We start from the raw sequence: 21,998 nt of genomic DNA, 5'->3' as shown, positions 1-21,998 counted from the left end.
TCTATATCACCAAAACCCCCGGTGCAGCGCCTGAAACAGCGCCGCAGGGACCGCCGTTGATCAGGGCAAACAGGGAGCGCGGCGCTCCGGGCAATCCCCTACACTGGGGGAATTGTTACAGCGTGATACACCCGACATGCCTGCACAGTCCTCCCTCGCCTCGCGCCTGCCCGCGTTGAGCTATCTGCTCCTGGCGATTTACCTGGTCATCCTTGCGTTTCGCACCCACAACGACACGACCATGGCCCTGGTGGTGGCGTCGGTGGTGATGTTTGCCTGCTGCTGGGCCAGCGCCATGCACCTGCTGGGCGCACGGCCCGCACTGCAGTTTGTGCTGATTGCCGTGAGTTTTGGCTGGTTTGCCGAGCAGATGGGGTCGTCGCGCGGCTGGTTTTTTGGCCACTACACCTACACCGATGTGCTGGGCCCGCGCCTGGGCGATGTGCCCATCGTGATACCGCTAATGTGGTTTGCGCTGACCTATGCGGGGTATGTGATTGCCAACCTGATCGTCTGGCAAAGCCCGGTGGACGGCGTGCGCGGGCTGGGCAATACCGTCATGTTGTCATTTCTGGCTGCGATGATTGTCACGGCGTTTGACCTGGGCGCCGACCCCTACATGGTCTACACCCTCAAAGCCTGGATCATGACCAAAACCGATGGCGCCTGGTTTGGCGAAACGGTGCAGGGCTTCTTTGGCTGGGTGTTTGTCTCTTTTGTGATCATTCTGGGCTTTCGCCTATCGGTCCGATCACTGGCCATGCAGCCCAGCAGCCCGTTTTTGCGCCACCATGCGTTGGTGCCGCTTGCACTGTATGGGAGCAACATGGTGTTTCAGATGATGCTGGGCAACCCCGTCGAAATTCGCTCGATTGCACCCTTTGCAATGGGCATCCCCCTCCTGTGTGCGCTGGCGGGCTACCAGCGCTGGGTCGCACCCGCCAAGGCCCCCGTATGAGCCAGAACGCTTTGCATACGCACCCCATTTCGGATGCCGAACTGGCCGGCATGCAGCACCACGCCGATCCGCTGGCAGACAAGACCATTGCCGACATCCTGGGCGACTGGCCCGCAGGGGATGTCGCGGTGGACGCCCCGCAGTGGGCACGCATCGACACCGTGAACCGTCTGTTCGGAGAGTGGACGGACAACCGGAGCCTGGTGGGCTGGACCGCCCAGGGCGACGGGGTGGACGCCGACATGGCCCGGGCGCTGAACCACTACGTGCAGACCGCCCAGGTGCTGCCGCCCTGGGCCGACGCAAAAAAGATCGAACGCGCCGAGAAGCTCTTCATGGAGCATGGGGCGCTGTCGTGCATTCTGCTGTTCTGTGCCAGCCTGCCAGAGTGTTATGTGATCCCCGACCTCTCCAGCGTGCTGCACACCTCGGGCCAGCTGGAGCAGAACGCCGAGTACCGCATCCGCTCCACGGCCGCGATGATCTTCCCCGTGATGATGCACGGCGGCCTGGGCCAGCGCGGCGCGGGCGTGGCCCAGGTGCTCAAGGTGCGGCTGATCCACGCCACCATTCGCAACCTGATCCTGCATGGCAGCCCGCAAGACGCCGTGAAGCAGCTGCTGGCCGGGGGCAGCGGGCAGGTGGCAGCACAAGCCCTGCCCGCCGGCGGTGGGCGCCAAGCCATGTTCAAGACGCTGTACGCGCGCGGCTGGAACCTGCAGGGCGATGGCCTGCCCTGCAACCAGGAGGAGCTGGCCTACACCTTGCTTACCTTTGGCTACGTGTTTCTGCGCAGCCTGCGCCGCCTGGGGATCGGTTTGCGCCCGGCCGACGAAGAGGCCTACCTGCATGCCTGGAACGTGGTGGGCCACATCCTGGGCATTGACCGGGCCCTGATGGTGGACACCATGGACCAGGGCCACGCGTTGATGGCCCGCATGCAGGCCCGGGGCCGCGCCGAACCCGTGGTGCCCGACCCACGCCCCGCCCTGGGCCGGGCCCTGATGCAGACCATGGAGAACTCACTGCCCTGGAGCATTGTGAAACCTTTCCCCGAACTCATGACCCGCTACCTGTGCGGGCGCGACACCGCCAGCGACCTGGGCCTGACCCAGCGCGCGCCCTGGCCGTCGGCGCTGCTGTTCTGGGGAGTGTTGCTGATCGCGCGGGCCATTGATACGCTGCTGCGGATGGTGCTGCCACGCTTTTCCATCGTGCGGACGCTTACCCGCATCCTGGGCTACCACTTCATGAGCCGCGTGCTGATGAGCCAGACCCGCCCCCTGCAACTGCCCACCGAGCTGCTGAACCAGGTGGACCAGGTGGTGCACAGCTGGAGCGACGACCCCCACGCCCCCGGCTGGCTCAACCGGATCGAAGACCGGTTGACCACACATGGCAGCTGGAGCCCGGGGTTGGCGCGCAAGGCGCAGGCCGCAAGCGCCCCCCAGGCGCAGCAACCCGCATAGCCATTGTTTACGTCAGGCCGATGTACCCGCTGCTCTGCGCCCTTCTGATGCTGGCCCGGCATTGGCGCGTGCATTGCGGCGTAGCAGTCACCCTGCTGTGCCTGGTCGCCACCATGGCTCTGCCCTTGGGCGCGAATGCGGCGTCGCCCCTGGTGCTGACCCGGGATCGACCCCAGGTGAATGCCTGGGAGGCCATCACAATCAAGGCAGACCCCACATACCAGCTCTCGGTGCAGGACATGCTGAGCCAGTTGCCGGCGTTCGAGGCACCCGCCCAGCGGGGTGGTTCCCTGGGCGTACACAAGGCAGCGATGTGGCTGCACATCCCCATCATTGCGCCCGAAGCGCCGCGCACCCCCTGGGTGGTCAACATCGGCTACAGCTCGCTGCAGGCCGACATCTACCTGATCGGCCACGGCAAGGTGCTCAAGCAGGTCAGTACGCGCCAGCCCGGCCAGACACAGATGTCCAGCCGCACACCCGCAATGGCCCTCGACCTGCAGGCCGGGCAGGCGTATGACGTGCTGATACGGGTGCAGGCCACCGGGCCGCTGATCCTGCCCATCACCGTTGGCGAAATGCCTTATCAGATGCACGAAGCCCTGCGCGAGCAGATGCTGCAGGGTCTGCTCAACGGGCTGGCGCTCTGCCTGCTGATGTACAGCCTGATCCAGTGGGTCACGCAACGCGAGCCGCTGTTCGGCTTCTATGCGCTGGTGGTGTTTGGCAGCGCAGGCTTTTCGCTGCAGTTCTTCGGCATTGGCGATCAGTTTTTATGGCCGGGCAATCTGTGGATGAGCCGGTATGCAGGACTGGCCGCTGGGCTGATTGCGCTGGCGGGTTCGTTCCTCTTCCTGGGCGCCGCCCTGGCAGACAACCCGCAAAGCCGCTACGCCCGTGCCATGCGCACTGGCGCCGCGATCACTGCGGTGGTCTGCGCGGCCGTCATGCTCGGCTGGCTGAGTGTGCCCATTGCGATTGCCTTCATGAGCCTGATGGGCCCCCTGCCCTCAATCATCAGCGTGCCCGCCGCCATTGCACGGGTACGGCAGAAGGACCCGATCGGCGCCACCCTGCTGGCCGCATGGATCGCCTACGGGGTGGCCGCAGCACTCATGGTGTGCCTCGTCCAGGGCTGGGTGCCCGCCAACTTCTGGACGCTGCACTCGTTCCAGCTTGGCGCCACGGTTGACATGCTGCTCTTCCTGCGGGTCATGGGGCTGCGTGCCAATGCCATGCGGCTCAAGGCACAAGAGGCGCTGCACGAGCGGGACCTGATGCATTCACTGGCCCACAGCGACCCTCTGACGGGCCTGAATAACCGGCGCGGCCTGCAGCAGGCACTGCATGCTGCGCTGGCCACCTGCTCACAACGCAGTCTGGTGGCGGTGTACCTGATGGACCTGGACGGGTTCAAGCCCGTGAACGACTCGTATGGCCACGATGTGGGCGACGAGCTTCTGGTGGCCGTAGGCCAGCGGCTGCAAGCCAGTGTCCGCCAGCAGACCGACCTGGTCGCACGGCTGGGGGGGGACGAGTTCATCATCATGGCCTGCCATCTCGAAACGCCACAGCAGGCAGAGGATCTGGGCCGTGCGCTGCTGCGGGCGTTCGACCAGCCGTTTGGCCTGGGCAATCTGCGCCTGAAAGTGGGCCTGACCATCGGCTACGCTCTGGCTCCGCTGGACAGCGCCGATCCCCAGGGGCTGATCCGCCTGGCCGATGCCGCCATGTACGCGGGCAAGCAAGGGGGCAAGCGATCGATCCGGCGCAACACTGGCGAACTGGCGCTGGCACCATGACACCAGCCCTTCGCCCCATGCCGAACCAGCCCTGGCTGCAGCTGCGCTACACCCTTTGGCTGGCCTTGTTGTGGGCCTTGCTGGCCTGCCCTGGCGCATGGGCCAGCAGTCCCGCCTTGCAGCTCAGCGATGAAAAGCGCGCCATCGACGCCTGGCCCGCCGTCAAGCTGCTGAGCGACCCCAGCCGCCAGCTTTCCGTTCGGGACGTGCTGCCGCTGGCCGACAAGTTCACCCCTCCCTCCAGCGTGGGCGCCACGCTGGGCGTGCGGCCCGACGCAGTGTGGCTGCGCATCCCGTTCGAGGTGGCATCCACCTCTGACGCCCAGTGGATTCTGGACATCAACCATTCCGACCTGAACCACATCGATATCTACCTCACGACCGGCGGGTACCTGGTCCAGCAAGCCACCCTGGGCAGCCTGCACCCGTATACGCAACGTCCCCTGCAAAGCCGCTCCCACGCCATCCCGCTGAATCTGATGTCCGGGCTGCCGTATGAACTGCTGGTGCGTGTGGAGACCCGGGGCGCGATGATCCTGCCCATCTCTTTCTACAAGCCTGCGGCCATGCTCAGCAAGGCCGTCAACGAGCAGATGCTGCAAGGTGTTCTCACCGGGCTGGCCCTGTGCCTGCTGGTGTACAGCCTGGGCCAGTGGCTGAGCCTGCGTGATCCTCTGTTCATCTACTACACGCTGCTCACCTCCGGCAGCCTGCTGTTCTCCATGCACCTGTTCGGTGTGGGCCGGCAGTTCCTCTGGAGCGACAGCCTCTGGCATGAGGTCCACATGGGGGGAATATCGGCCCTGCTTGCCACCTGTGGCTCGTTCCTCTTCATCGGGCAGGCCCTGGCTGAGCCTGAGTCCAACAGCCGTTTTCTGCGCTTCATGCGGGGCGGGGCCGTGTTGTGTGTGCTGCTGGCCGTGGCCTATGGGCTGGATCTGATCTCCACCCGTGCCATCGCGGCCATCGTGAGCATCCTGGGCCTGGTCCCGGCGCTGATGGGCATCCCGGGCGCTGCGCGCCGTGCCATGCGGGGCGACGGGGTGGGCACCAGCCTGCTGCTGGCCTGGCTGGTCTATTTTGTGGCCACAGCCATCGTCATTGGCGTGATCAACGGTAAGGTGCCGGTGAACTTCTGGACCATGCACTCCTTCCAGTTCGGCGCCACGCTGGACATGCTGCTCTTCATGCGGGTGCTGGGCCTGCGCACCAAGGCCCTGCGGCTGGAGGCGCTGGATGCCAACCGTGAGCGCGACGTGATGCGCTCCCTGGCCCATACCGACCCGTTGACCGGCCTGCCCAACCGGCGCGGGCTCAACATTGCGCTGGCGTCCGCGCTGTCGCGCTGCAGCCCCGAGCGGATGCTGGCGGTGTATGTGATGGACCTGGACGGCTTCAAGCCCGTGAATGACCAGCACGGCCATGACGTGGGCGACGAGCTGCTGATCGCCGTGACCCGGCGCCTGCAGGGCCATGTGCGCCAGAGCGACCTGGTGGCGCGCCTGGGTGGCGATGAATTTGTGGTGATGGCCGGGCAGCTGCACAGCCTGCAGCAGGCGCAGGAGCTGGGCCACAAGCTGCTGGATGCGTTCCGCGCACCGTTCTCGCTGCAGAACGTGCGCGTGGAAGTGGGCCTGACCATCGGCTATGCCATCGCCCCCCACGACGGCAACGACGCCATCGGCCTGCTCAAGCTGGCGGACGCCGCCATGTACAGCGGCAAGCAGGGCGGCAAGTTCTGCCTGCGGCGCAACACGGGCGACCTGGCGCTGTCGTCCTCCTGACCACGGCGGGACGCCCACGCGCACATCGGCCCAGACCAGGCACGGGTCCAAAAAGCAACGCGGGCCATTTCCGGCTGGTCAAGCCGCCGCCTATCCAGTACACACGGGACTTCGTCTTTTCACGGAGGATCGTTCGCTATGGCCCATCGCAAAAGCCCTGCCCGCATTGCCAAAGACGCGCGTGTTGCGCATTTCCGCTCGCTGGCGGCCCCACAGGCTGCCGCCCTCCAGGCAGCTGCGGCGCCTGGCCCGGCGCTTGCCTGGGACGCCATCGCTTCGCTAGAGGCCCGGCTGGTGGGCCGCATCGTCCTGCCCTCCAGCCCCGACTACAACGAGGCCCGGCAAGAGTCCAACCCTGCCTTCCAGGCCTATCCCGAGATCATCGTGTACTGCGCCTGCGAGAACGACGTGCTGGAGTGCCTGGCCGTGGCACGCGCCTACAAGGTGTGGGTTGCCGTGCGCTGCGGCGGCCACAGCACGGCGGGCTATTCCGTCAACAGCGGCATGGTGGTGGACCTGAGCGATATGAAGGGTGTGGTGCTGGACCCGGCACGCGAACGGGTGCATGTGCTGCCCGGCACCGACTTCGACCATTTCAACGGCGCGATGAACCACACCGGCTGGCATGTGCCCACGGGGGCCTGCGGCAGTGTATGTGTGGGCGGGTTCGTGCAGGGTGGGGGCTATGGCTACACCTCGCGGGCCTTTGGCATCCAGAGCGACCTGGTGGAGTCCTTCCGCGTTGCGCTGGCCAACGGCACCATCGTCACGGCCAGTGCCCAGGACCACCCCGACCTTTTCTGGGCCTTGCGGGGCGGCACCGGCGGCAACTTCGGGGTGGTTCTGCAGGTGACCTACCGCATGCACCGGCTCGACCAGGTGTGGGCCTGGGCCATCAGTTGGGACCAGGCCCATGCCGCCCAGGTGCTCACATTGATGCAAAAGAGCTTCATGAAGACGGGCGCCCCCGACGCGCTGGGCTACATGATGAACCTGGGCTACCAGCAAGGTGTGCCGGTCTACATGGTGCAGGGCATGTTCTGCGGCACCCGCGAAGCTGGCCTGCAGGCCATTGCGCCGCTGCTGGCCATCCCCAGCGCCCAGCTGCTGGTGGACAAGACCGGCACCTACCCCGAAATGAACATCTGGCTGGAGGACCACCCCTACACCCTGCCCGACAATCTCCCGGATGGCATTGCCGAAACCAAGGCCAGCGGCTACATCAACACCCCGCTGTCGCCCGCCGACTGGCAGCGCATCATCGACTACTTCAAAACCTCTCCCAACCCCTGGTCCTTGGCCTACCTGGAGCCCTATGGGGGCGCCATCAATCGCTACCCGGTGGCCGACAGCGCCTTCATCCATCGCCATGTGGATGCCGACCTGGTGGTGGATGTGTTCTGGCGTAACCCTGCGGAGCGCACCCAGATGGAGGCCTGGCTGGACGGATTCATGCAGCTGGTGAAGCCCTTCCTGAACGGGCATGTCTACCAGAACTACCCGGACGCACGCCTGCCGGATTTTGCGAACGCCTACTGGGGGCCCGCCTACCCGCAACTGCAGCAGGTCAAAGCCCGGTACGACCCCACCAACTTCTTCCACTTCCAGCAGAGCATTCGGCTGCCACAGGGCTGAAGAAAGGCGCGGGGCGAGCCTCGCCACCGCCCTTGCTTGATCAAGCGACCTGGGCGTAATGCAGCCGCCCCTTGCCCGCGCGCTTGGCCGCATACATGGCCTGGTCCGCGCGGTTCATGAGGGCATCGATGTCGCCCTCCATCGGGGGGTACATCGCCACGCCAATGCTGGCACCAATGGACAAATCGCGTCCATCCACCGCCATGGGCAGGTGCAGGGCCTCGATGATGCGGTGGCCGATGGTGTCGGTCACGTCGCGCGTGACCTCCTGGTCCAGCATGACCAGGAACTCATCGCCCCCGAGGCGCGCCAGGGTGTCGCCCACCCGCACCGTGCTGGCGATGCGCTGGGCCACGATGCGCAGCACCTCATCCCCCGCGCGATGGCCTTCGGCATCGTTCACGCGCTTGAAGCCATCCAGGTCAATGAACAACAGCGCAACCGCCCCCGCGCTGCGGCGGGCCTGCAGCAGAGACTGCTCCAGGCGCCCCTGAAACGCCGCTCGGTTGAGCAAACCCGTGAGTGAATCGTGGTTGGCCAGGTAATGCTGCTGGCGCGCAATCTGGATCTTGGCCGATACATCCTGCACCAGGGCCATGATGGAGGTGACCTGGCCGTCTTCGTCGGTCAGCGCAGAGTTGAACCACTCGCAATGCACCTCGGTGCCATCGCCGCGCACAAAGCTGGTCTCGGCGCGGTTCTGCGATTCTTCACCCGACTGCAGGCGCGACAAGGCCAGCTGCAGGCTGTCGTCCATGGAAGCGGGGTCAAGCAGGTCGGTCAGCAGCCGCCCCTCCAGCCCCGCTACATGCAGCCAACCCATGAGCTGCACCGCCCGCTGCGAGCAGTGCAGCAATTGCAGCTTGTGGTCCATCTCCAGCACCGCCAGCGGGCTGTTTTCCATGTGGGAGGACAGCCGCTGGTTGGCGGCACGCAGCGCATTCATGGTCACCTGCAGCTCGTGCACATCCAGCGCCGTGGTGATGAAGCCATCGATGGCGCCCTGGCTGTTGTGCCACGGTGTGAGGCAGATGGTGCGCCATTCGTCAAAACCATAAGGTGTGCGCAGCATGCGCTGGTACTGCACCCGTTCGCCCCGCAGCACGCGCTCTACAAAGGGCATGAAGCGGGCGCAGTCCTGCTCGCCATACACATCCACCAGCGTTTTACCCACCAGGCGATCGGGCGCGGTGCCAAACCAGCGTGCGTATTCCTCGTTGACGTAGATCATGACCAGGCTGCGATCGATGACCGCCATGGTCGCACCCGCACTGCGGGAGATCAGGTCCAGCAACTCCGCCTTGGACCAAGTTTCCTTCCGCGCAGCAGCGGAAGGCAGTGACAACTCTGGCTCGTCTTGCATCATGCGGAGAAAGCCCATCGGGGCATGGTCATCAACAGGAAGACTACAGCCCCGTGTGGCCCGCAGCCACCGGGGCACCGACAGCGGCCTGCAACGCGCGGCAGTGGGGTTGCCGCAGCTTATCACTTTCGGTAACAGTTACGCCCGCCCCCCATGGACCGGCGGGCTTTGTCGTTCCTCAGCGGCAGCAGCGGTAGGCCAGCCCCACCGACACAGAGTAACCCACCGGCTCCACGGTGAGGGGGCTGCGGCGCGCATCGCCACGAAGCTGCGACACCCGGGCCGAACCCAGGATCACCCAGTGGCGGTTGATGGCCGACATCACCTCCACCCCGCCATCCACGCTGTAGAGGCCCGCACGCGGATCGAACGCAGGCAGCGGGCTAGCGCCACCCGCCGGCACGCCAAAGTGCCCCCGCAGGTAAGCGCGATCGCCAAAACTGGCCCCCGCGCCAATGGTGACCTTGGTCTGTTCGGTGAGGGGCCAGGTGTAGCCCACACTGGTGGACAGCTGGGCGCCGCCATCGCGGCCCAGAATGTCCTGCGACACCCCTGCGCCCACCGACCAGCGATCGGTGATGGCATACCCTGCGCTCAGCCGCGCGCGCAGCGTGGAGCGCACCGACGGCAAGCCCACCAGGATGGGGGCGTCAGAGCCGTCGCGGCCCTTGTCGATGCGCAAGGCCGCGCTCAGGCTGAAACGGTCGCTTTGTGCCAGGGTGGCACTGGCGCCCGACTCGCGCGGAGTCCCCAAGCCATGCCCCATGAAGGCGCTGCCGCGAGAAGTGCTCAGGCGAAAGCGCCCATATTCAACCGCCCAGGCGGGCCGCAGGCTGCTCTTGCGGCCATCACCGCCTGCATAGTCCGGGCCGTTGCTGGCAATGGCCCCCAGGGCGTAGTGGAGCTTGGGCCCGGCGGGCTCGTCCGGGGCCGCAGCGTCTTGCGCCCAGGCGGGCAGCAGGGCCCACCCCGACACCAGAGCCAGAACGCCAGAACGTAAAAAAATCAATCCGGTAGAGCTGCGCATGAACGGATTATCAGTCCGCCCACTGAACCCAGCCAGTCCACGCGGTCACCAAAACAACGACCCCGAACACGATGCGGTAATAGGCAAAGGGCACGAAGCTGTGGGTGCTGATGTAGCGCAACAACCAGCGCACACACAGCCAGGCGCTGAGGAAGGAAAAGACCAACCCTGTGAGGAACATGGGCAGGTCTGCCATGGACAGCAGCGCCCGCTCCTTGTACAGGCTGTACACACCCGCGCCAATGAGCGTGGGGATGGCCAGAAAGAACGAAAAATCGGTGGCCGCCTGGCGCGAAAGGCCCAGCAGCATGCCGCCGATGATGGTGGAGCCGCTGCGGCTGGTGCCGGGAATCATGGCCAGGCACTGCACCAGGCCCACCTTGAGAGCATCCAGCGGCGTCATCGCGTCCACGCTGTGCACGCGCGTGGCAGAGGCCGGACGGCGCTCGGCCCACAGGATGATGAAGCCCCCGATGATGAAAGTGCTGGCCACCACCACCGGCGTGAAAAGATGCGCCTTGATCGCCTTGCCCAATAGCAGGCCCAGCACCACGGCGGGCAGGAAACCGATGAACACGTTGAGCGCAAACCGCTGCGCCTGGCGCTCAGTGGGCAGGGCCACGAGGGTGGAGCGGATCTTCTGCCAGTACACCAGGATCACCGCAAAGATGGCGCCGGTCTGGATCGCAATGTCAAACACCTTGGCCTTGGCGTCGTCAAACCCCAGCAGCGACCCCGCCAGGATCAGATGCCCGGTAGAAGAGATCGGCAAAAACTCGGTCAGCCCTTCGACGACCCCCATGATGGCGGCCTTCACCAGCAATACAACGTCCACGCGCACTCCTTGCAAATAGGAGCAGGATTATCCGCCGGGCGTGCTGGCGCTACGGGCGGCGGAGCCCGCCTGCCGCCGGTGCGGGCCACATTCAGCGCAGAAAACGGCCCGCAACTCACGCCACGCCCGTGCATTCCACGGCCCGAAGGCTGCATTTCGTCGCAAGGCACTGGCTGCCTCTGGGGGCTCCCGGCACAGTCCACTCCATCGAACGCGCCAGGAGCCCCACCATGCAGATCACACCCGTCATCGCCATCCACCTCGCCGCCGCACTGGCCGCCGTGGCCATCGGCCCGATTGCCCTGTGGGCCCGCCAGGGCGCCACGCAGCGCCCCCGCCTGCACCGTGCGGCCGGGTATGCCTGGGTCACCCTGATGGTGGCCACCGCCGTGTCTGCCATCTTCATCACCGGCGGCCCCGGCCCACGCTGGGGCAGTTTTGGCCTGATCCACCTGTTCATTCCGGTGACGCTGGGCATGCTGGTGATGGCCTTCGTCTACCTGGCGCGCCGCAACATCGTGGGCCACCGCAAGATGATGCAACGGATCTACATCGGCGCCTGCCTGGGGGCCGGAGCCTTCACATTGCTGCCCGACCGCTTCCTGGGCCACACGGTCTGGTCCGCACTGGGCCTGATCTGAATACCCCCCCCTCCTCCATCCACCTCCAGCCAGGAACTTCCACCATGCTCGCCAACCTGCTCATCCAACAACCCCAGATGCTGGGCGCCATCATTCAGAACACCCCGTACTGGGTCTGGGCCCTGCTTGCCGGCCTGATCGCCCTGGGCGCCAGCCAGCTGGTGGGCCGCAATGTCAGCCTGGCACGGGCCACGGTCATGCCCCTGGCCATGACGGGCCTGTCGGTGTACGGTCTGGTATCGGCTTTCGGCAGCGCAGGCCAGGTCGGCACTTCGGTGGGTGCCTGGCTGGTGGCAGCTTGCGCCATCGCGGGGTTGGCCCTGTGGCTGCAGCCTGCGGCGCCCAGCGGCACGCTGTATGCCGCCACCTCGCGCAGCTTCTACATCCCGGGCAGCGCCATGCCCCTGGGACTGATCCTGGGCATCTTCCTGACCAAGTACTTCGTCGGCGTGGAACTGGCCCTGCAGCCCGCGCTGGCCCGCGACAGCAGCTTTGCCTTGCAGATCGCCCTGCTGTACGGCGTCTTCAACGGCCTGTTTGCCGCCCGCGCCCTGCGCCTGTGGCGCCTGGTGCGGCGCAGTGCCGCCTTTGCCGCCACACCAACCGCATCGTCCGCCTCGGCCTGAGCCTTGGCGCCCTGTCCGTCTCCAACCATTACCGAGGCGTCTGCCATGCAACACCATTCCCTGATCTCCGACCCCACAGAGCGCCTGGCCCGCAAGCGCGCAGGCGCCAAGCTGGGCTGGTATGCCCATGCCGGGGCGTACCTGGCCGTCAACCTGCTGCTGGTCGTGCTGTCTGCCAGCAGCGGACGCCACTGGGCAGTGTTTCCGGCCGTCGGCTGGGGCATCGGCCTGGCCATCCACGGTGTGGTGGTGTTTTTCTTGGCGGGCGGCAGCAACCTGCATGAACGCATGGTGCAGGCCGAGCGCGACCGCATGGCCCGCCAAGGCACCCGTTCCTGAGCCCCAACACCCCGAGGAGCCCCCATGAAAAGCCGCTGGATCGCCGCCCTCATCGCGGCATGCCTCCATACCGCCAGCCAGGCGGGCACCGGTTTGAAAGAAGTGCCCGGCCTGGAGGGCGACGGCCCCGTCACCGTGTTCTACCCCAGCAGCGCGGCAGACCAGCCAGTGCAGCGTGGCCCCTTCCACATGGCGCTTGCGCCCCAGGGTGCGCCCATGCGGGGCAACGGCCGCCTAGTGGTCATTTCGCACGGGTCAGGCGGCAACCCCTGGGTGCATTCGGACCTGGCCCGCGCGCTGGTGTCCGCAGGCTTTGTGGTGGCCATGCCGGAACACGCGGGCGACAACGCCAGAAACCCCTCCACCCCCGGCCCCGAAAGCTGGAAACGGCGCCCTGCGGAGGTGTCCCGCGCCATCGACGCCGTGGCCCAGGACGCCCAGCTCGCCCCCCTGCTGCAACTGGACAAGGTCGGCATGTACGGGATGTCGGCAGGGGGCCACACCGCCCTGAGCCTGGCTGGCGGGCGCTGGTCTCCTGCGCTGTTCAAGCAGCACTGCGAAGCCCACATCGCAGAGGATTTTTCCTCCTGCGTCGGCCTCATCACGCAGCTGCGGGGCAATTTTCTGGATGGCCTCAAGAAAGCCGTGGCCCTGGGGGTGATCCGCCAGCGCTTTGACGACGCCACCTGGCAAACACACGATGAGCCCCGGATCCACGCCATCGTGGCGGGGGTGCCTGCGGCGGCCGATTTCGACTTTCCGTCGCTGGCCCGCCCCAGGGTCCCGCTCGGCCTGGTGACAGCGGGCCAGGACCGCTGGCTGGTGCCGCGCTTTCACAGCGACAAGGTGCTGCAAGCCTGCCAGACCTGCACCGTGGTGGCCGATCTGCCCCAGGCCGGCCACGGCATGCTCCTGTCTCCGCCCCCACCCAGCCATGTGCTGGGCCGCCTGGAGACGGAGCTGCTGGGTGACCCGCCCGGTTTCGACCGCAGCCAGATGCCGGAGGTGGACGCACGCATCGTGGCCTTCCTGGCGCAGCACCTGCTGCCAATGCCAGCGCCCCATCGCTGAGCCTCCAGCGGGTGGCGCCCTGGCCACCATCCACCGTATGCTCCCGAACTTCCACGGTCACCCCGGCCTGCCCGCCTCCATGACACCCACCCGCACACCCCAGCCCCGCCGCCGTTACACCATGTTGATCGCAGCCCTCCTCCTGACCGCCGCCATCGCAGGGCTTGCCGCTGCCATTGCCTGGGGCGGCCCCAAAGACATTCCGCCGCTGGCCAGCATCAACAACCCGTTCAAGGACGTGGACTACAGCAATGTGCCCCCGGCCCAGCGCTACACGGCGCGCGATGGCACATCGCTGGCCTGGCACGGCTACAGCCCCACAGGGAGCACGGGGGGCACAGGGGGCACGGATGCCTCGGCAAGCGCTCCCCAGCGCCGGGTGGTGCTGGTGCACGGGTCTTCCGCGCGCGGGCAGTCCAACCATGTGCTGGCACAGGCGCTGGCGGCAGCGGGCTACGCCGTGGCCTCCCTGGACATGCGGGGGCACGGTGCCTCCGGCCCCCGGGGCCAGGCCGCCTATATCGGTCAGATGGAAGACGACATCGAGGACTTTTTGCGCGCCGTGCCCCACGCGGGCCCGCAAACGCTGATGGGCTTCTCGGCAGGCGGCGGTTTTGCGCTGCGTTTTGCGGGCAGCGCGCGGCAGGGCCTGTTTGACCGCTATGTGCTGCTGTCGCCTTTCCTGCACCACAACGCGCCTACGTCGCGGCCGGACAGCGGCGGCTGGGTCTCGGTGGGCCTGCCGCGCATGATTGCCGTCACGCTGATCAACCAGTTCGGCATCACCCGGTGGAACCACCTGCCCGTGCTGAGCTTCGCCCTGAACGGCGTAGCCCGCGAACTGCTCACGCCCCGCTATTCATACACGGTGGCCACCAACTTTCGCCCCCACAACGACTACCAGGCCGACATCCGAAATGCCCGGGGCACCATCTGCATCGTGGCCGGGACAGACGACGAACTCTTCCACGCCGACCGCTTTGCCGACCTGTTTGCCCAGGCAGGCAAGCCCGTGCCCGTCACCCTGGTCCCCGGCGTGAACCACATGGGGCTGACGCTGGATGCGCAGGCCGTGGCCACGGTGGCGCGGCAGGCCTGCCCTGCATAACACGCTGCTGCACGCCTCTGGACGCCGCAGCACGCCCCCCTAGAATCCTGACAGCCCAATCCGCCCTTCCCCGCCCTCCAAGCGACCACCGTCTCCATCACCATGCAATCCCCTCTGAGCCCCGAAGAACTGGACGCGCTGGCCCGTCGCCGCGCCAACGCCAAGCTGGGCTGGTATGTGCATGCGGTGGCCTTCGTGCTGGTCAACGCCGTGATTTTTGCCATGTCGCGCTATGCGTTTGGCAGCCGCCCCTGGTCGGTGTACCCGCTGCTGGGCTGGGGGCTGGGGCTTGTGCTGCATGGCATCTCGGTGTTTTTGCTGGGCACCGGCGGCGGCCTGCGCGAGCGCATGGTGCAGCGCGAACGCGAAGCCCTGCAGCGGCGCCAGAACCGGCCATGACGCTGCGCCGCGATTTCAGTGGCGTCAGCAAGCTGCGGCACTACCTGCAGGTGGTCGCCTTCACGCTGGTGGTTGCCACCCTCCAGTACGCCTTCATGCCCGACAAACCCTACGGGCCGCCGGTGGTGTACTCGGTGCTGATCGGCACCTTCACCTGGGCCATCATCGACCTGGGCCGCGAGCTGATCCCGTCAGCCGCCGAGACAGGCTGGCCGCAGGGCTGGCAGGGCATCGCACTGGTGGCAGCGGGCATCGTCATCGGCTATGTGGCGGGCACGCTGCTGGCCGATGCACTGTGCGTCTACTACTTCCACTTCTACCCGGCGGGTGCATCGCTGTCCGGTGCCGACCAGCGCACCTCCATCCTCATCACGGCCATTGCCGGGCTGGTGGGCAGCTACTACTTCTACGCCATCCACAAATCGGCGTACCTGGAAGACAAGATGGCCGAGGCGCGCATGCACGCCACCGAGGCACGCCTGAAACTGCTGGAAACCCAGCTCGAACCCCACATGCTGTTCAACACCCTGGCCAACCTGCGGGTGCTGATCGGCACCGACCCCGCCCGCGCGCAGGAGATGCTGGACCGCATGATTGCCTACCTGCGTGCCACGCTCAGCGCGTCGCGCAGCACCCAGCACCCGCTGGAGAACGAGTTTGACCGCCTGCGCGACTACCTGGAGCTGATGGCGGTGCGCATGGGCCCGCGCCTGGCCTACACGCTGGACCTGCCCGATGCCCTGCGCAGCGTGCCCGTGCCCCCGCTGCTGCTGCAGCCCCTGGTCGAAAACGCGATCCGCCACGGGCTGGAGCCCCAGGTGGAGGGCGGCCACATCACCGTGCGCGCCAGCACGCGACCTGGCGACAGCGGCCCCCAGCTGGTGCTGGAAGTGATCGACACCGGCGTGGGCCTGCCCGAGCAGATGCCCCCACCCGGCCCCGGCCAGAGCTTTGGCCTGGCCCAGGCCCGCGAGCGGCTGGCCACCTTGCACGGCAACGCAGGCACTCTTGAATTGATAGCTGAAAACACAGGTGGAACGCGCGCAAACGTCACTTTTCCCTTGAAATTTTCGCCCACACCATGAATCCGCCCGCCCCCCGTGCCCTGATTGCCGAAGACGAACCCCTGCTGGCCGCCGCCCTGCGCCAGGAGCTGGCCCGCGCCTGGCCCGCGCTGGAGGTGGTGGCCACCGTGGGCGACGGGCTCTCGGCCGTGCAGCAGGCGCTGGCGCTGCGGCCTGATGTGCTGTTCTTCGACATCCGCATGCCCGGCCAGACCGGGCTGGACGCCGCCGTGGAACTGGCCGACGCCTGGCCTGCCGACGCGCCCTTCCCGGCCCTGGTGTTTGCCACGGCCTACGACCAGTACGCCGTGCAGGCCTTCGATGCCCAGGCGGTGGACTATCTGCTCAAACCCATCGAGGCCCGCCGCCTGGCGCGCACCGTGGCCAAGGTACAGGACCTTCTGGCACAGCGCCACGCCAGCGCAGCCCCGGCAGCGGCCATGACGCCTCCCGGGCTGGAGGCCACCATGGCCCAGCTGCGTGCGCTGCTGCAGGCGCCGGGCGTGGGTGCAACCCCACCGCCACCACCTTCGCAGCCTGCACAACCCGCCGCCCGGCTGAGCGTGATCCAGGCCAGCCATGGCTCACAGATCCACATGGTGCCGGTGGCCGAGGTGGTCTATTTCGAAGCCGCCGACAAGTACGTGCGGGTGCTGACCACCGAGCGCGAGTACCTGATCCGCACCGCCCTCAAGGAGCTGATCGAGCAGCTGGACCCGCAGGAGTTCTGGCAGGTGCACCGCAGCACCCTGGTGCGCGCCACCCACATCGCCACCGTCACGCGCGATGAAGCGGGCAAGCAGCACATCACCCTGCGCGGGCGGCCCGAGCGGCTGCCGGTGAGCCGCCTCTACGCGCACCTGTTCAAGGCGATGTAGCTGCGGCTGCAGTTCAGGCAGGTGGCAGCGCCTCCCAGCGCCCGGCCACGTTCTTGAGGAGCGCATTCACGGCCGACAGGCGGCGGCTCTTCACGTCGATCAGGCTGCGCTGCGACGACAGCACCGTGGTCTGGGCATTCAGCACATTGAGGTAGCCCACGGTGCCCGCGCGGTACTGGTTCTCCACCACATCCAGCGCGCGCTGCGCAGCGGCGGTGGCCTCGCGCTGCAGTTGCTCCTCCTGCGCCAATGCGGCGGCGGCAGTCAGGTTGTCCTCCACCTCCTGCAGCGCCGTGAGCACGGTCTGGCGGTAGGCGGCCGTGACCTGCGCATGGTTGGCGCGGGCGGTCTCTACCGCTGCGCTGCGTGCGCCGCCATCAAAAATCGACGCCGCCAGCGCAGGCCCCAGCGACCAGAACAGGTTGGGCGCGCTGAACAGGTCGGCCAGGGGCGCGCCCCGGTAGCCGCCCGCCGCCGACAGCGTGAGCGCAGGGAAATACGCCGCGCGCGCCACGCCAATCTGCGCGTTGGCGGCGGCCACGCGGCGCTCGGCAGCAGCGATGTCGGGACGGCGCTGCAGCAGGTCTGACGGCAGGGCCTGAGGCACATCCGCCGGTGCGGGCAGCGCGGCCGTGGCCTCCAGCGCAAAGGCCGCAGGCGCCTGGCCCAGCAGGGCCGCCAGCGCATGCTCCAGCTGGCTGCGCGTGGTCTGCGCCTCCAGCAGCTGCACCTGGGTGGTCTTGTACTGCACCTCGGCCTGCGCCACATCGGCGCTGGACGCCACACCCGCTGCCTGGCGGTTGCGCGTCAGCTCCCAACTCTTGTTGTAGGCCTTCAGCGTCTCGGCCAGCAGCGCGGCCTGGGCCTCGGCCGTGCGCAGCGAAAAATAGGTCTGCGCCACGGCCGCCTGCAGCGACAGGCGGGCCGCAGCCAGGTCGTCGGCGCTGGCCTGGGCACTGGCCTGCGCGGCACCCACCCCAGCGGAGATGCGGCCCCACAGGTCCAGCTCCCAGCTGGCAGACAGGCCCAGCGAATGGCTGGTGCTGATGCGCGTAGTGCTGCTGCCGTCGGATAGTTGCGTGCCGCTGCGCGCGCGGCTGCTGCTGGCATTGGCGCCCACAGTGGGCAGTGCGGCAGCGCTGCTGCTGGCCACCGCTGCCTGGGCGGCGCGCAGGCGGGCGGCGCTTTGCGCCAACGTGGGGCTGTTGGCATCAGCCTGCTGCTGCAGGCGGTCCAGCACAGCATCGCCGTACACCGTCCACCAGGTGGGCGGTAGCATGGAGGTCGCCTGGGGCTGTGCGGGCTTCCAGATGCCCTGGGCCTGGGCGGCGGCCTGCTCCTTGTAGGCCGCCGGGATGTCCATGCCGGGGCGCTCGTAGGGTGGCGTCTGTGCGCAACCCACCAGCCACAGGCCGCTGGCCAGCGCCACCGGCCAGGCGGTTCGGCGTGAAAAGGTGGAAGAGGTCATCCGTCGTTTCCTTGCAAGGCCGCCGGGGCGGCGGGCGTGGCGCCCGCCTGCGTGCGGCGGCGGCCCACGGCGCGCAGCACGCGCGTGCGCAGCCGGTCCAGCGCCACATACATGACCGGCGTGGTGTAGAGCGTGAGCAGCTGGCTCACCAGCAGGCCGCCCACGATGGCAATGCCCAGCGGCTGGCGCAGCTCGGCGCCATCGCCCCGGCCCAGGGCCAGCGGCAGCGCGCCAAAGATGGCGGCCACGGTGGTCATAAGGATGGGGCGCAGACGCAGGTTGCAGGCGCGGTAGATGGCCTGCGCGGCCGTCACATGCGCCCCGCCCCGCTGGCGCTGCCGCGTCAGGGCAAAGTCGATCATCAGGATCGCGTTTTTCTTGACGATGCCGATCAGCAGGATCACGCCGATGAGCGCAATGAGCGAGAACTCGGTCTTGAACAGCATCAGCGCCAACAGCGCCCCCACGCCCGCCGACGGCAGGGTGGACAGGATGGTGACCGGGTGCACCAGGCTCTCGTACAGCATGCCCAGCACCAGGTAGATGGTGACCATGGCCGCCAGGATCAGCAGCGGCTGGCCCGCCAGCGCATCCTGAAACGCCCCCGCCGTGCCGCTGAACGAGCCCCGCACCGACACCGGCACGCCCAGCTCGGCCACCGCATTGCGCACGGCATCGGACGCCTGCGACAGCGACACGCCCGGCGCCAGGCTGAAGCTGATGCTGCTGGCAGGCGTGCCCCGGTCATGGTTGACCGACAGCGGCGTGTTGGTAGTGGTAATGCGCGCAAACGCGGTGAGCGGAATCGGCTGGCCCAGGTTGTTCACGAAGAAGAAGCCGCGCAGTGTCTCGGGGCTTTGCAGAAAGCGCGGCTCGGCCTCCATCACCACACGGTACTGGTTGAGCGGGTTGTAGATCACACCCACCTGGCGCTGGCCGAAGGCGTCGTTCAACGTGGCGTCGATCTGCGCCATGGTCAGGCCCAGGCGCGCCACAGCGTCGCGGTCGATGACCAGCGAAGTCTGCAGGCCGTAGTCCTGCACATCGCTGTTCACGTCCTCCAGCTCGGGCAGCTGGCTCAGCACCTGGCGGATGCGTGGCTCCCAGGTGCGCAGGTCGCCAATGTCGTCGGCCTGCAGCGTGTAGTCGAACGATGCGCCGCTGCTCTGCCGCCCGCCGATGCGCACATCGCGCTGCGGCGACATGAACAGGCGCGCGCCGGGCTCGTTCTTGAGCCGCTCGCGCAGCCGTGCGATGACCACCTCCGAACTCTCCTGCCCCGGCCCCCGCTTGAGTGTCATGAACATGGCCGCCGCGTTGCGCTGCCAGCCGCCGGTGAAGCCCGTCACATGCTCCACGGCCGGGTCGGCCTGCACGATGGCCAGGAAACGCTGCAGCCGCTGTTCCATGGCTTGGTAGGACGTGGCCTGGTCGGCCCGGATGAAGCCCGAGATGCGGCCCGTGTCCTGCTCGGGCATGAAGCCCTTGTCGATGGCGGTGTAGAGGTACACGTTGAGCCCCACCACGCAGGCCAGCGCCAGCAGGGCCACCGGCTGGTGGCGCAGGCACCAGGCCAGGCTGCGGCGGTACAGGCGCATGCCCCGCACCTGGGCCCGCCCCAGCCACCGGCCCACGGCACCTCGCCAGCCGCTGCGCCGCACAGGGGTCAGGTGGTGGGGCTTGAGCAGCGCGGCGCACATCATGGGCGTGGTGGTGAGCGATACCACCATCGACACCAGGATGGCCGAGGACATGACGATGGCGAACTCACGGAAGAACCGCCCCACGATGCCACCCATGAACAGAATGGGCACAAACACCGCAATGAGCGAAATGCTCATCGACACCACGGTGAAGCCGATCTCGCGCGCGCCGTCGAGCGAAGCCTGCAGCGCGGTCTTGCCCCGCTCCATGTGGCGCATGATGTTTTCGAGCACCACGATGGCATCGTCCACCACAAAGCCCGTGGCCACCGTGAGCGCCATGAGCGAGAGGTTGTCGAGCGTGTAGCCCGCCAGGTACATCACGCCAAACGTGCCAGCCAGCGACACCGGCACCGCCACGCTGGGGATGAGCGTGGCGCGCCCGTTGCGCAGAAACAGGAACACCACCAGCACCACCAGCGCCACAGCAATGAACAGCGCACGCTCCACCTCCTTGACCGAAGCGCGCAGCGTGGGCGTGCGGTCGGACACCACCTCGATATCGATGGACGCCGGGATGGACGCCTGCAGCGCGGGCAGCAGCGAACGCACTCGCTCCACCGCTTCGAGGATATTGGCGCCGGGCTGTTTGTACACCTGCAGCAGGATGGCGGGCTTGCCATTGGCCACGCCAAAGTTGCGCACGTCCTGCACCGAATCCACCACCTCGGCCACATCCTGCAGCCGTACGGCCTGGCCGTTCTTCCAGCGCAGCACCAGCGGTGCATAGTCGGCCGCCACGCGGGCCTGGTCGTTGGTGGCCACCTGCCAGTAGTGGTCCTCGCGCTCCACCGCACCCAGGGGCCGGTTGGCATTGGTGGTGACGATGGCACTGCGCACCTGCTCCAGCGAAATGCCGTTGGACGCGAGCCGCACCGGGTCCAGCTCCACGCGCACGGCAGGCAACGCGCCGCCGCTCACCGTGGCCTGGCCCACGCCCTCGACCTGCGAGAGCTTTTGCGCCAGCACGGTGGAGGCCGCGTCGTACATCTGACCGCGCGTGAGCAGGTCCGACGTGAGCGCCAGGATCATGATGGGCGAATCCGCCGGGTTGACCTTGCGGTAGGTCGGGTTGCTGGGCATGCCCGTGGGCAGCAGCGTGCGTGCGGCGTTGATGGCGGCCTGCACATCGCGCGCGGCGCTGTCTACATTGCGGTCCAGGTCGAACTGCAGCGTGATGGAGGTGCTGCCCAGGATGGAGCGCGAGGTGATCTCGGTGACACCCGCGATGGCCCCCAGCGACCGCTCCAGCGGCGTGGCGACGGTGGCGGCCATGGTGTCGGGGCTGGCGCCAGGCAGGCTGGCGCTGACCGAGATGGTGGGGTAGTCCACCTGCGGCAGTGGGGCGACGGGCAGCAGGAAGTACGACACCGCACCAGCCAGGGCCAGGCCCAGGGTGAGGAGCATGGTGCCGATGGGGCGGTGGATGAAGGGGGTGGAGAGGCTCATGGGCGGGCCTCTTCTTTTAGGCTTTTTTGGGCGTTTGCGCTCGTTGATATTGCCTTAGCAGCTATGTTTTTGGAAGCATTCAGCATGCTTGTGCATGGGGCGGGAGCCGGGGTGTGCGCCCGGCGGCGCAGTAACTTTCTTTCGTCTCGCCGAAAGAAAGTCACCAAAGAAAGGGCGACCCTGCTGTCTGCGACCCCTTCGCTGCGCTGCGGGGCAACCTGCGGTGCTCGGGCACGGGGTGCACCGCAGAACTCGCTGCGCGCCTGCGGCGCTCCGCTCGGACAACTGCGGTGAGTCAGTTCACGAAGCACGCGCGCTCCGACGCGCGTGCCACCCCGCGCCCTGCGCGCCCCAGGCGCATCCAGAAGGGAACCCGCGA

At 67.3% G+C, this 21,998-nt stretch carries 18 protein-coding genes; 13 read left to right on the top strand and 5 right to left on the bottom strand.

The window, feature by feature from the left end; all coding sequences use genetic code 11:
* Positions 1-136 precede the first annotated feature (136 nt).
* The 5 genes from CBY09_RS08840 to CBY09_RS08820 all read left to right on the top strand — a co-directional run bounded on the left by CBY09_RS08840 (position 137) and on the right by CBY09_RS08820 (position 7,648).
* Positions 137-958, top strand: coding sequence for a carotenoid biosynthesis protein (locus tag CBY09_RS08840; protein WP_094288568.1), 822 nt, complete (start codon positions 137-139; stop codon positions 956-958).
* The gene (locus CBY09_RS08835; RefSeq protein ID WP_094288566.1) at positions 955-2,427 is read left to right on the top strand and encodes an oxygenase MpaB family protein; all 1,473 of its coding nucleotides are present in this window, start codon (positions 955-957) and stop codon (positions 2,425-2,427) included. The genes CBY09_RS08840 and CBY09_RS08835 overlap by 4 nt, the downstream gene beginning before the upstream one ends.
* Before the next feature lie 20 nt (positions 2,428-2,447).
* Positions 2,448-4,229: a diguanylate cyclase gene (locus tag CBY09_RS08830; RefSeq protein ID WP_240515649.1), complete on the top strand. Its 1,782-nt coding sequence runs from the start codon at positions 2,448-2,450 to the stop codon at positions 4,227-4,229.
* Entirely contained in the window at positions 4,226-6,013 is a 1,788-nt protein-coding gene (locus CBY09_RS08825) for a diguanylate cyclase (protein WP_094288564.1), read from the top strand. The genes CBY09_RS08830 and CBY09_RS08825 overlap by 4 nt, the downstream gene beginning before the upstream one ends.
* A 138-nt stretch (positions 6,014-6,151) precedes the next feature.
* A complete protein-coding gene (locus CBY09_RS08820; RefSeq protein WP_094288562.1) occupies positions 6,152-7,648 on the top strand; it encodes an FAD-binding oxidoreductase in 1,497 nt (498 codons plus the stop codon).
* A gap of 40 nt (positions 7,649-7,688) precedes the next feature.
* On the opposite strand, the gene CBY09_RS08815 is transcribed toward CBY09_RS08820, so the two are convergent.
* The 3 genes from CBY09_RS08815 to CBY09_RS08805 form a co-directional block, all read right to left on the bottom strand.
* Positions 7,689-9,014 carry a diguanylate cyclase domain-containing protein gene (locus CBY09_RS08815; RefSeq protein ID WP_094288621.1) on the bottom strand — a complete coding sequence of 442 codons (1,326 nt, stop codon included), beginning with the start codon at positions 9,012-9,014 and terminating at the stop codon, positions 7,689-7,691.
* 175 nt (positions 9,015-9,189) lie between these two features.
* Positions 9,190-10,038: a MipA/OmpV family protein gene (locus tag CBY09_RS08810; protein WP_094288560.1), complete on the bottom strand. Its 849-nt coding sequence runs from the start codon at positions 10,036-10,038 to the stop codon at positions 9,190-9,192.
* Between the two features lie 10 nt (positions 10,039-10,048).
* A complete protein-coding gene (locus CBY09_RS08805; RefSeq protein WP_094288619.1) occupies positions 10,049-10,873 on the bottom strand; it encodes an undecaprenyl-diphosphate phosphatase in 825 nt (274 codons plus the stop codon).
* Between the two features lie 230 nt (positions 10,874-11,103).
* On the opposite strand from CBY09_RS08805, the gene CBY09_RS08800 reads away from it, so the two are divergent.
* From CBY09_RS08800 to CBY09_RS08765, 8 genes are all read left to right on the top strand, one after another.
* Positions 11,104-11,514 (top strand): DUF2306 domain-containing protein, encoded by a 411-nt coding sequence (locus tag CBY09_RS08800; RefSeq protein ID WP_094288558.1) that lies wholly within the window; start codon positions 11,104-11,106, stop codon positions 11,512-11,514.
* A gap of 44 nt (positions 11,515-11,558) precedes the next feature.
* Positions 11,559-12,140, top strand: a complete 582-nt coding sequence (locus CBY09_RS08795; RefSeq protein WP_094288555.1) for a DUF6622 family protein — start codon at positions 11,559-11,561, stop codon at positions 12,138-12,140.
* Positions 12,141-12,185: 45 nt separating this feature from the next.
* Positions 12,186-12,479, top strand: a complete 294-nt coding sequence (locus tag CBY09_RS08790; protein ID WP_094288553.1) for a 2TM domain-containing protein — start codon at positions 12,186-12,188, stop codon at positions 12,477-12,479.
* Between the two features lie 24 nt (positions 12,480-12,503).
* On the top strand, positions 12,504-13,550 hold the full coding sequence (locus CBY09_RS08785; protein ID WP_094288551.1) for an alpha/beta hydrolase family protein: 1,047 nt from the start codon (positions 12,504-12,506) through the stop codon (positions 13,548-13,550).
* A 37-nt stretch (positions 13,551-13,587) separates the two neighbouring features.
* Positions 13,588-14,658 (top strand): alpha/beta hydrolase, encoded by a 1,071-nt coding sequence (locus CBY09_RS08780; protein ID WP_240515648.1) that lies wholly within the window; start codon positions 13,588-13,590, stop codon positions 14,656-14,658.
* A gap of 102 nt (positions 14,659-14,760) precedes the next feature.
* Positions 14,761-15,057 (top strand): 2TM domain-containing protein, encoded by a 297-nt coding sequence (locus CBY09_RS08775; protein WP_094288549.1) that lies wholly within the window; start codon positions 14,761-14,763, stop codon positions 15,055-15,057.
* The gene (locus tag CBY09_RS08770; protein ID WP_094288547.1) at positions 15,054-16,142 is read left to right on the top strand and encodes a sensor histidine kinase; all 1,089 of its coding nucleotides are present in this window, start codon (positions 15,054-15,056) and stop codon (positions 16,140-16,142) included. Before CBY09_RS08775 ends, CBY09_RS08770 begins: the two co-directional genes overlap by 4 nt.
* The gene (locus tag CBY09_RS08765; protein WP_094288545.1) at positions 16,139-16,999 is read left to right on the top strand and encodes a LytR/AlgR family response regulator transcription factor; all 861 of its coding nucleotides are present in this window, start codon (positions 16,139-16,141) and stop codon (positions 16,997-16,999) included. Before CBY09_RS08770 ends, CBY09_RS08765 begins: the two co-directional genes overlap by 4 nt.
* A 13-nt stretch (positions 17,000-17,012) precedes the next feature.
* Here the strand turns inward: CBY09_RS08765 and CBY09_RS08760 are convergent, their stop codons facing one another.
* Both CBY09_RS08760 and CBY09_RS08755 read right to left on the bottom strand, forming a co-directional pair.
* On the bottom strand, positions 17,013-18,467 hold the full coding sequence (locus tag CBY09_RS08760) for an efflux transporter outer membrane subunit (RefSeq protein WP_094288543.1): 1,455 nt from the start codon (positions 18,465-18,467) through the stop codon (positions 17,013-17,015).
* On the bottom strand, positions 18,464-21,619 hold the full coding sequence (locus tag CBY09_RS08755) for an efflux RND transporter permease subunit (RefSeq protein WP_094288541.1): 3,156 nt from the start codon (positions 21,617-21,619) through the stop codon (positions 18,464-18,466). The genes CBY09_RS08760 and CBY09_RS08755 overlap by 4 nt, the downstream gene beginning before the upstream one ends.
* Between the last annotated feature and the right edge of the window lie 379 nt (positions 21,620-21,998).

The organism is Acidovorax kalamii (assembly GCF_002245625.1).
Classification (GTDB): domain Bacteria; phylum Pseudomonadota; class Gammaproteobacteria; order Burkholderiales; family Burkholderiaceae_C; genus Acidovorax; species Acidovorax kalamii.
The sequence above is the reverse complement of the archived record's forward strand: the minus strand, read 5'-3'. Positions and strand labels throughout refer to the sequence as shown.

What these genes read in the sequence shown, in the direction of transcription:
- CBY09_RS08840 (WP_094288568.1), top strand. Translation starts at nt 137, where the DNA reads ATGCCTGCACAGTCCTCCCTCGCCTCGCGCCTGCCCGCGTTGAGCTAT.
- CBY09_RS08835 (WP_094288566.1), top strand. Translation starts at nt 955, where the DNA reads ATGAGCCAGAACGCTTTGCATACGCACCCCATTTCGGATGCCGAACTG.
- CBY09_RS08830 (WP_240515649.1), top strand. Translation starts at nt 2,448, where the DNA reads ATGTACCCGCTGCTCTGCGCCCTTCTGATGCTGGCCCGGCATTGGCGC.
- CBY09_RS08825 (WP_094288564.1), top strand. Translation starts at nt 4,226, where the DNA reads ATGACACCAGCCCTTCGCCCCATGCCGAACCAGCCCTGGCTGCAGCTG.
- CBY09_RS08820 (WP_094288562.1), top strand. Translation starts at nt 6,152, where the DNA reads ATGGCCCATCGCAAAAGCCCTGCCCGCATTGCCAAAGACGCGCGTGTT.
- CBY09_RS08815 (WP_094288621.1), bottom strand. Translation starts at nt 9,014, where the DNA reads ATGATGCAAGACGAGCCAGAGTTGTCACTGCCTTCCGCTGCTGCGCGG.
- CBY09_RS08810 (WP_094288560.1), bottom strand. Translation starts at nt 10,038, where the DNA reads ATGCGCAGCTCTACCGGATTGATTTTTTTACGTTCTGGCGTTCTGGCT.
- CBY09_RS08800 (WP_094288558.1), top strand. Translation starts at nt 11,104, where the DNA reads ATGCAGATCACACCCGTCATCGCCATCCACCTCGCCGCCGCACTGGCC.
- CBY09_RS08795 (WP_094288555.1), top strand. Translation starts at nt 11,559, where the DNA reads ATGCTCGCCAACCTGCTCATCCAACAACCCCAGATGCTGGGCGCCATC.
- CBY09_RS08790 (WP_094288553.1), top strand. Translation starts at nt 12,186, where the DNA reads ATGCAACACCATTCCCTGATCTCCGACCCCACAGAGCGCCTGGCCCGC.
- CBY09_RS08785 (WP_094288551.1), top strand. Translation starts at nt 12,504, where the DNA reads ATGAAAAGCCGCTGGATCGCCGCCCTCATCGCGGCATGCCTCCATACC.
- CBY09_RS08780 (WP_240515648.1), top strand. Translation starts at nt 13,588, where the DNA reads ATGCTCCCGAACTTCCACGGTCACCCCGGCCTGCCCGCCTCCATGACA.
- CBY09_RS08775 (WP_094288549.1), top strand. Translation starts at nt 14,761, where the DNA reads ATGCAATCCCCTCTGAGCCCCGAAGAACTGGACGCGCTGGCCCGTCGC.
- CBY09_RS08770 (WP_094288547.1), top strand. Translation starts at nt 15,054, where the DNA reads ATGACGCTGCGCCGCGATTTCAGTGGCGTCAGCAAGCTGCGGCACTAC.
- CBY09_RS08765 (WP_094288545.1), top strand. Translation starts at nt 16,139, where the DNA reads ATGAATCCGCCCGCCCCCCGTGCCCTGATTGCCGAAGACGAACCCCTG.
- CBY09_RS08760 (WP_094288543.1), bottom strand. Translation starts at nt 18,467, where the DNA reads ATGACCTCTTCCACCTTTTCACGCCGAACCGCCTGGCCGGTGGCGCTG.
- CBY09_RS08755 (WP_094288541.1), bottom strand. Translation starts at nt 21,619, where the DNA reads ATGAGCCTCTCCACCCCCTTCATCCACCGCCCCATCGGCACCATGCTC.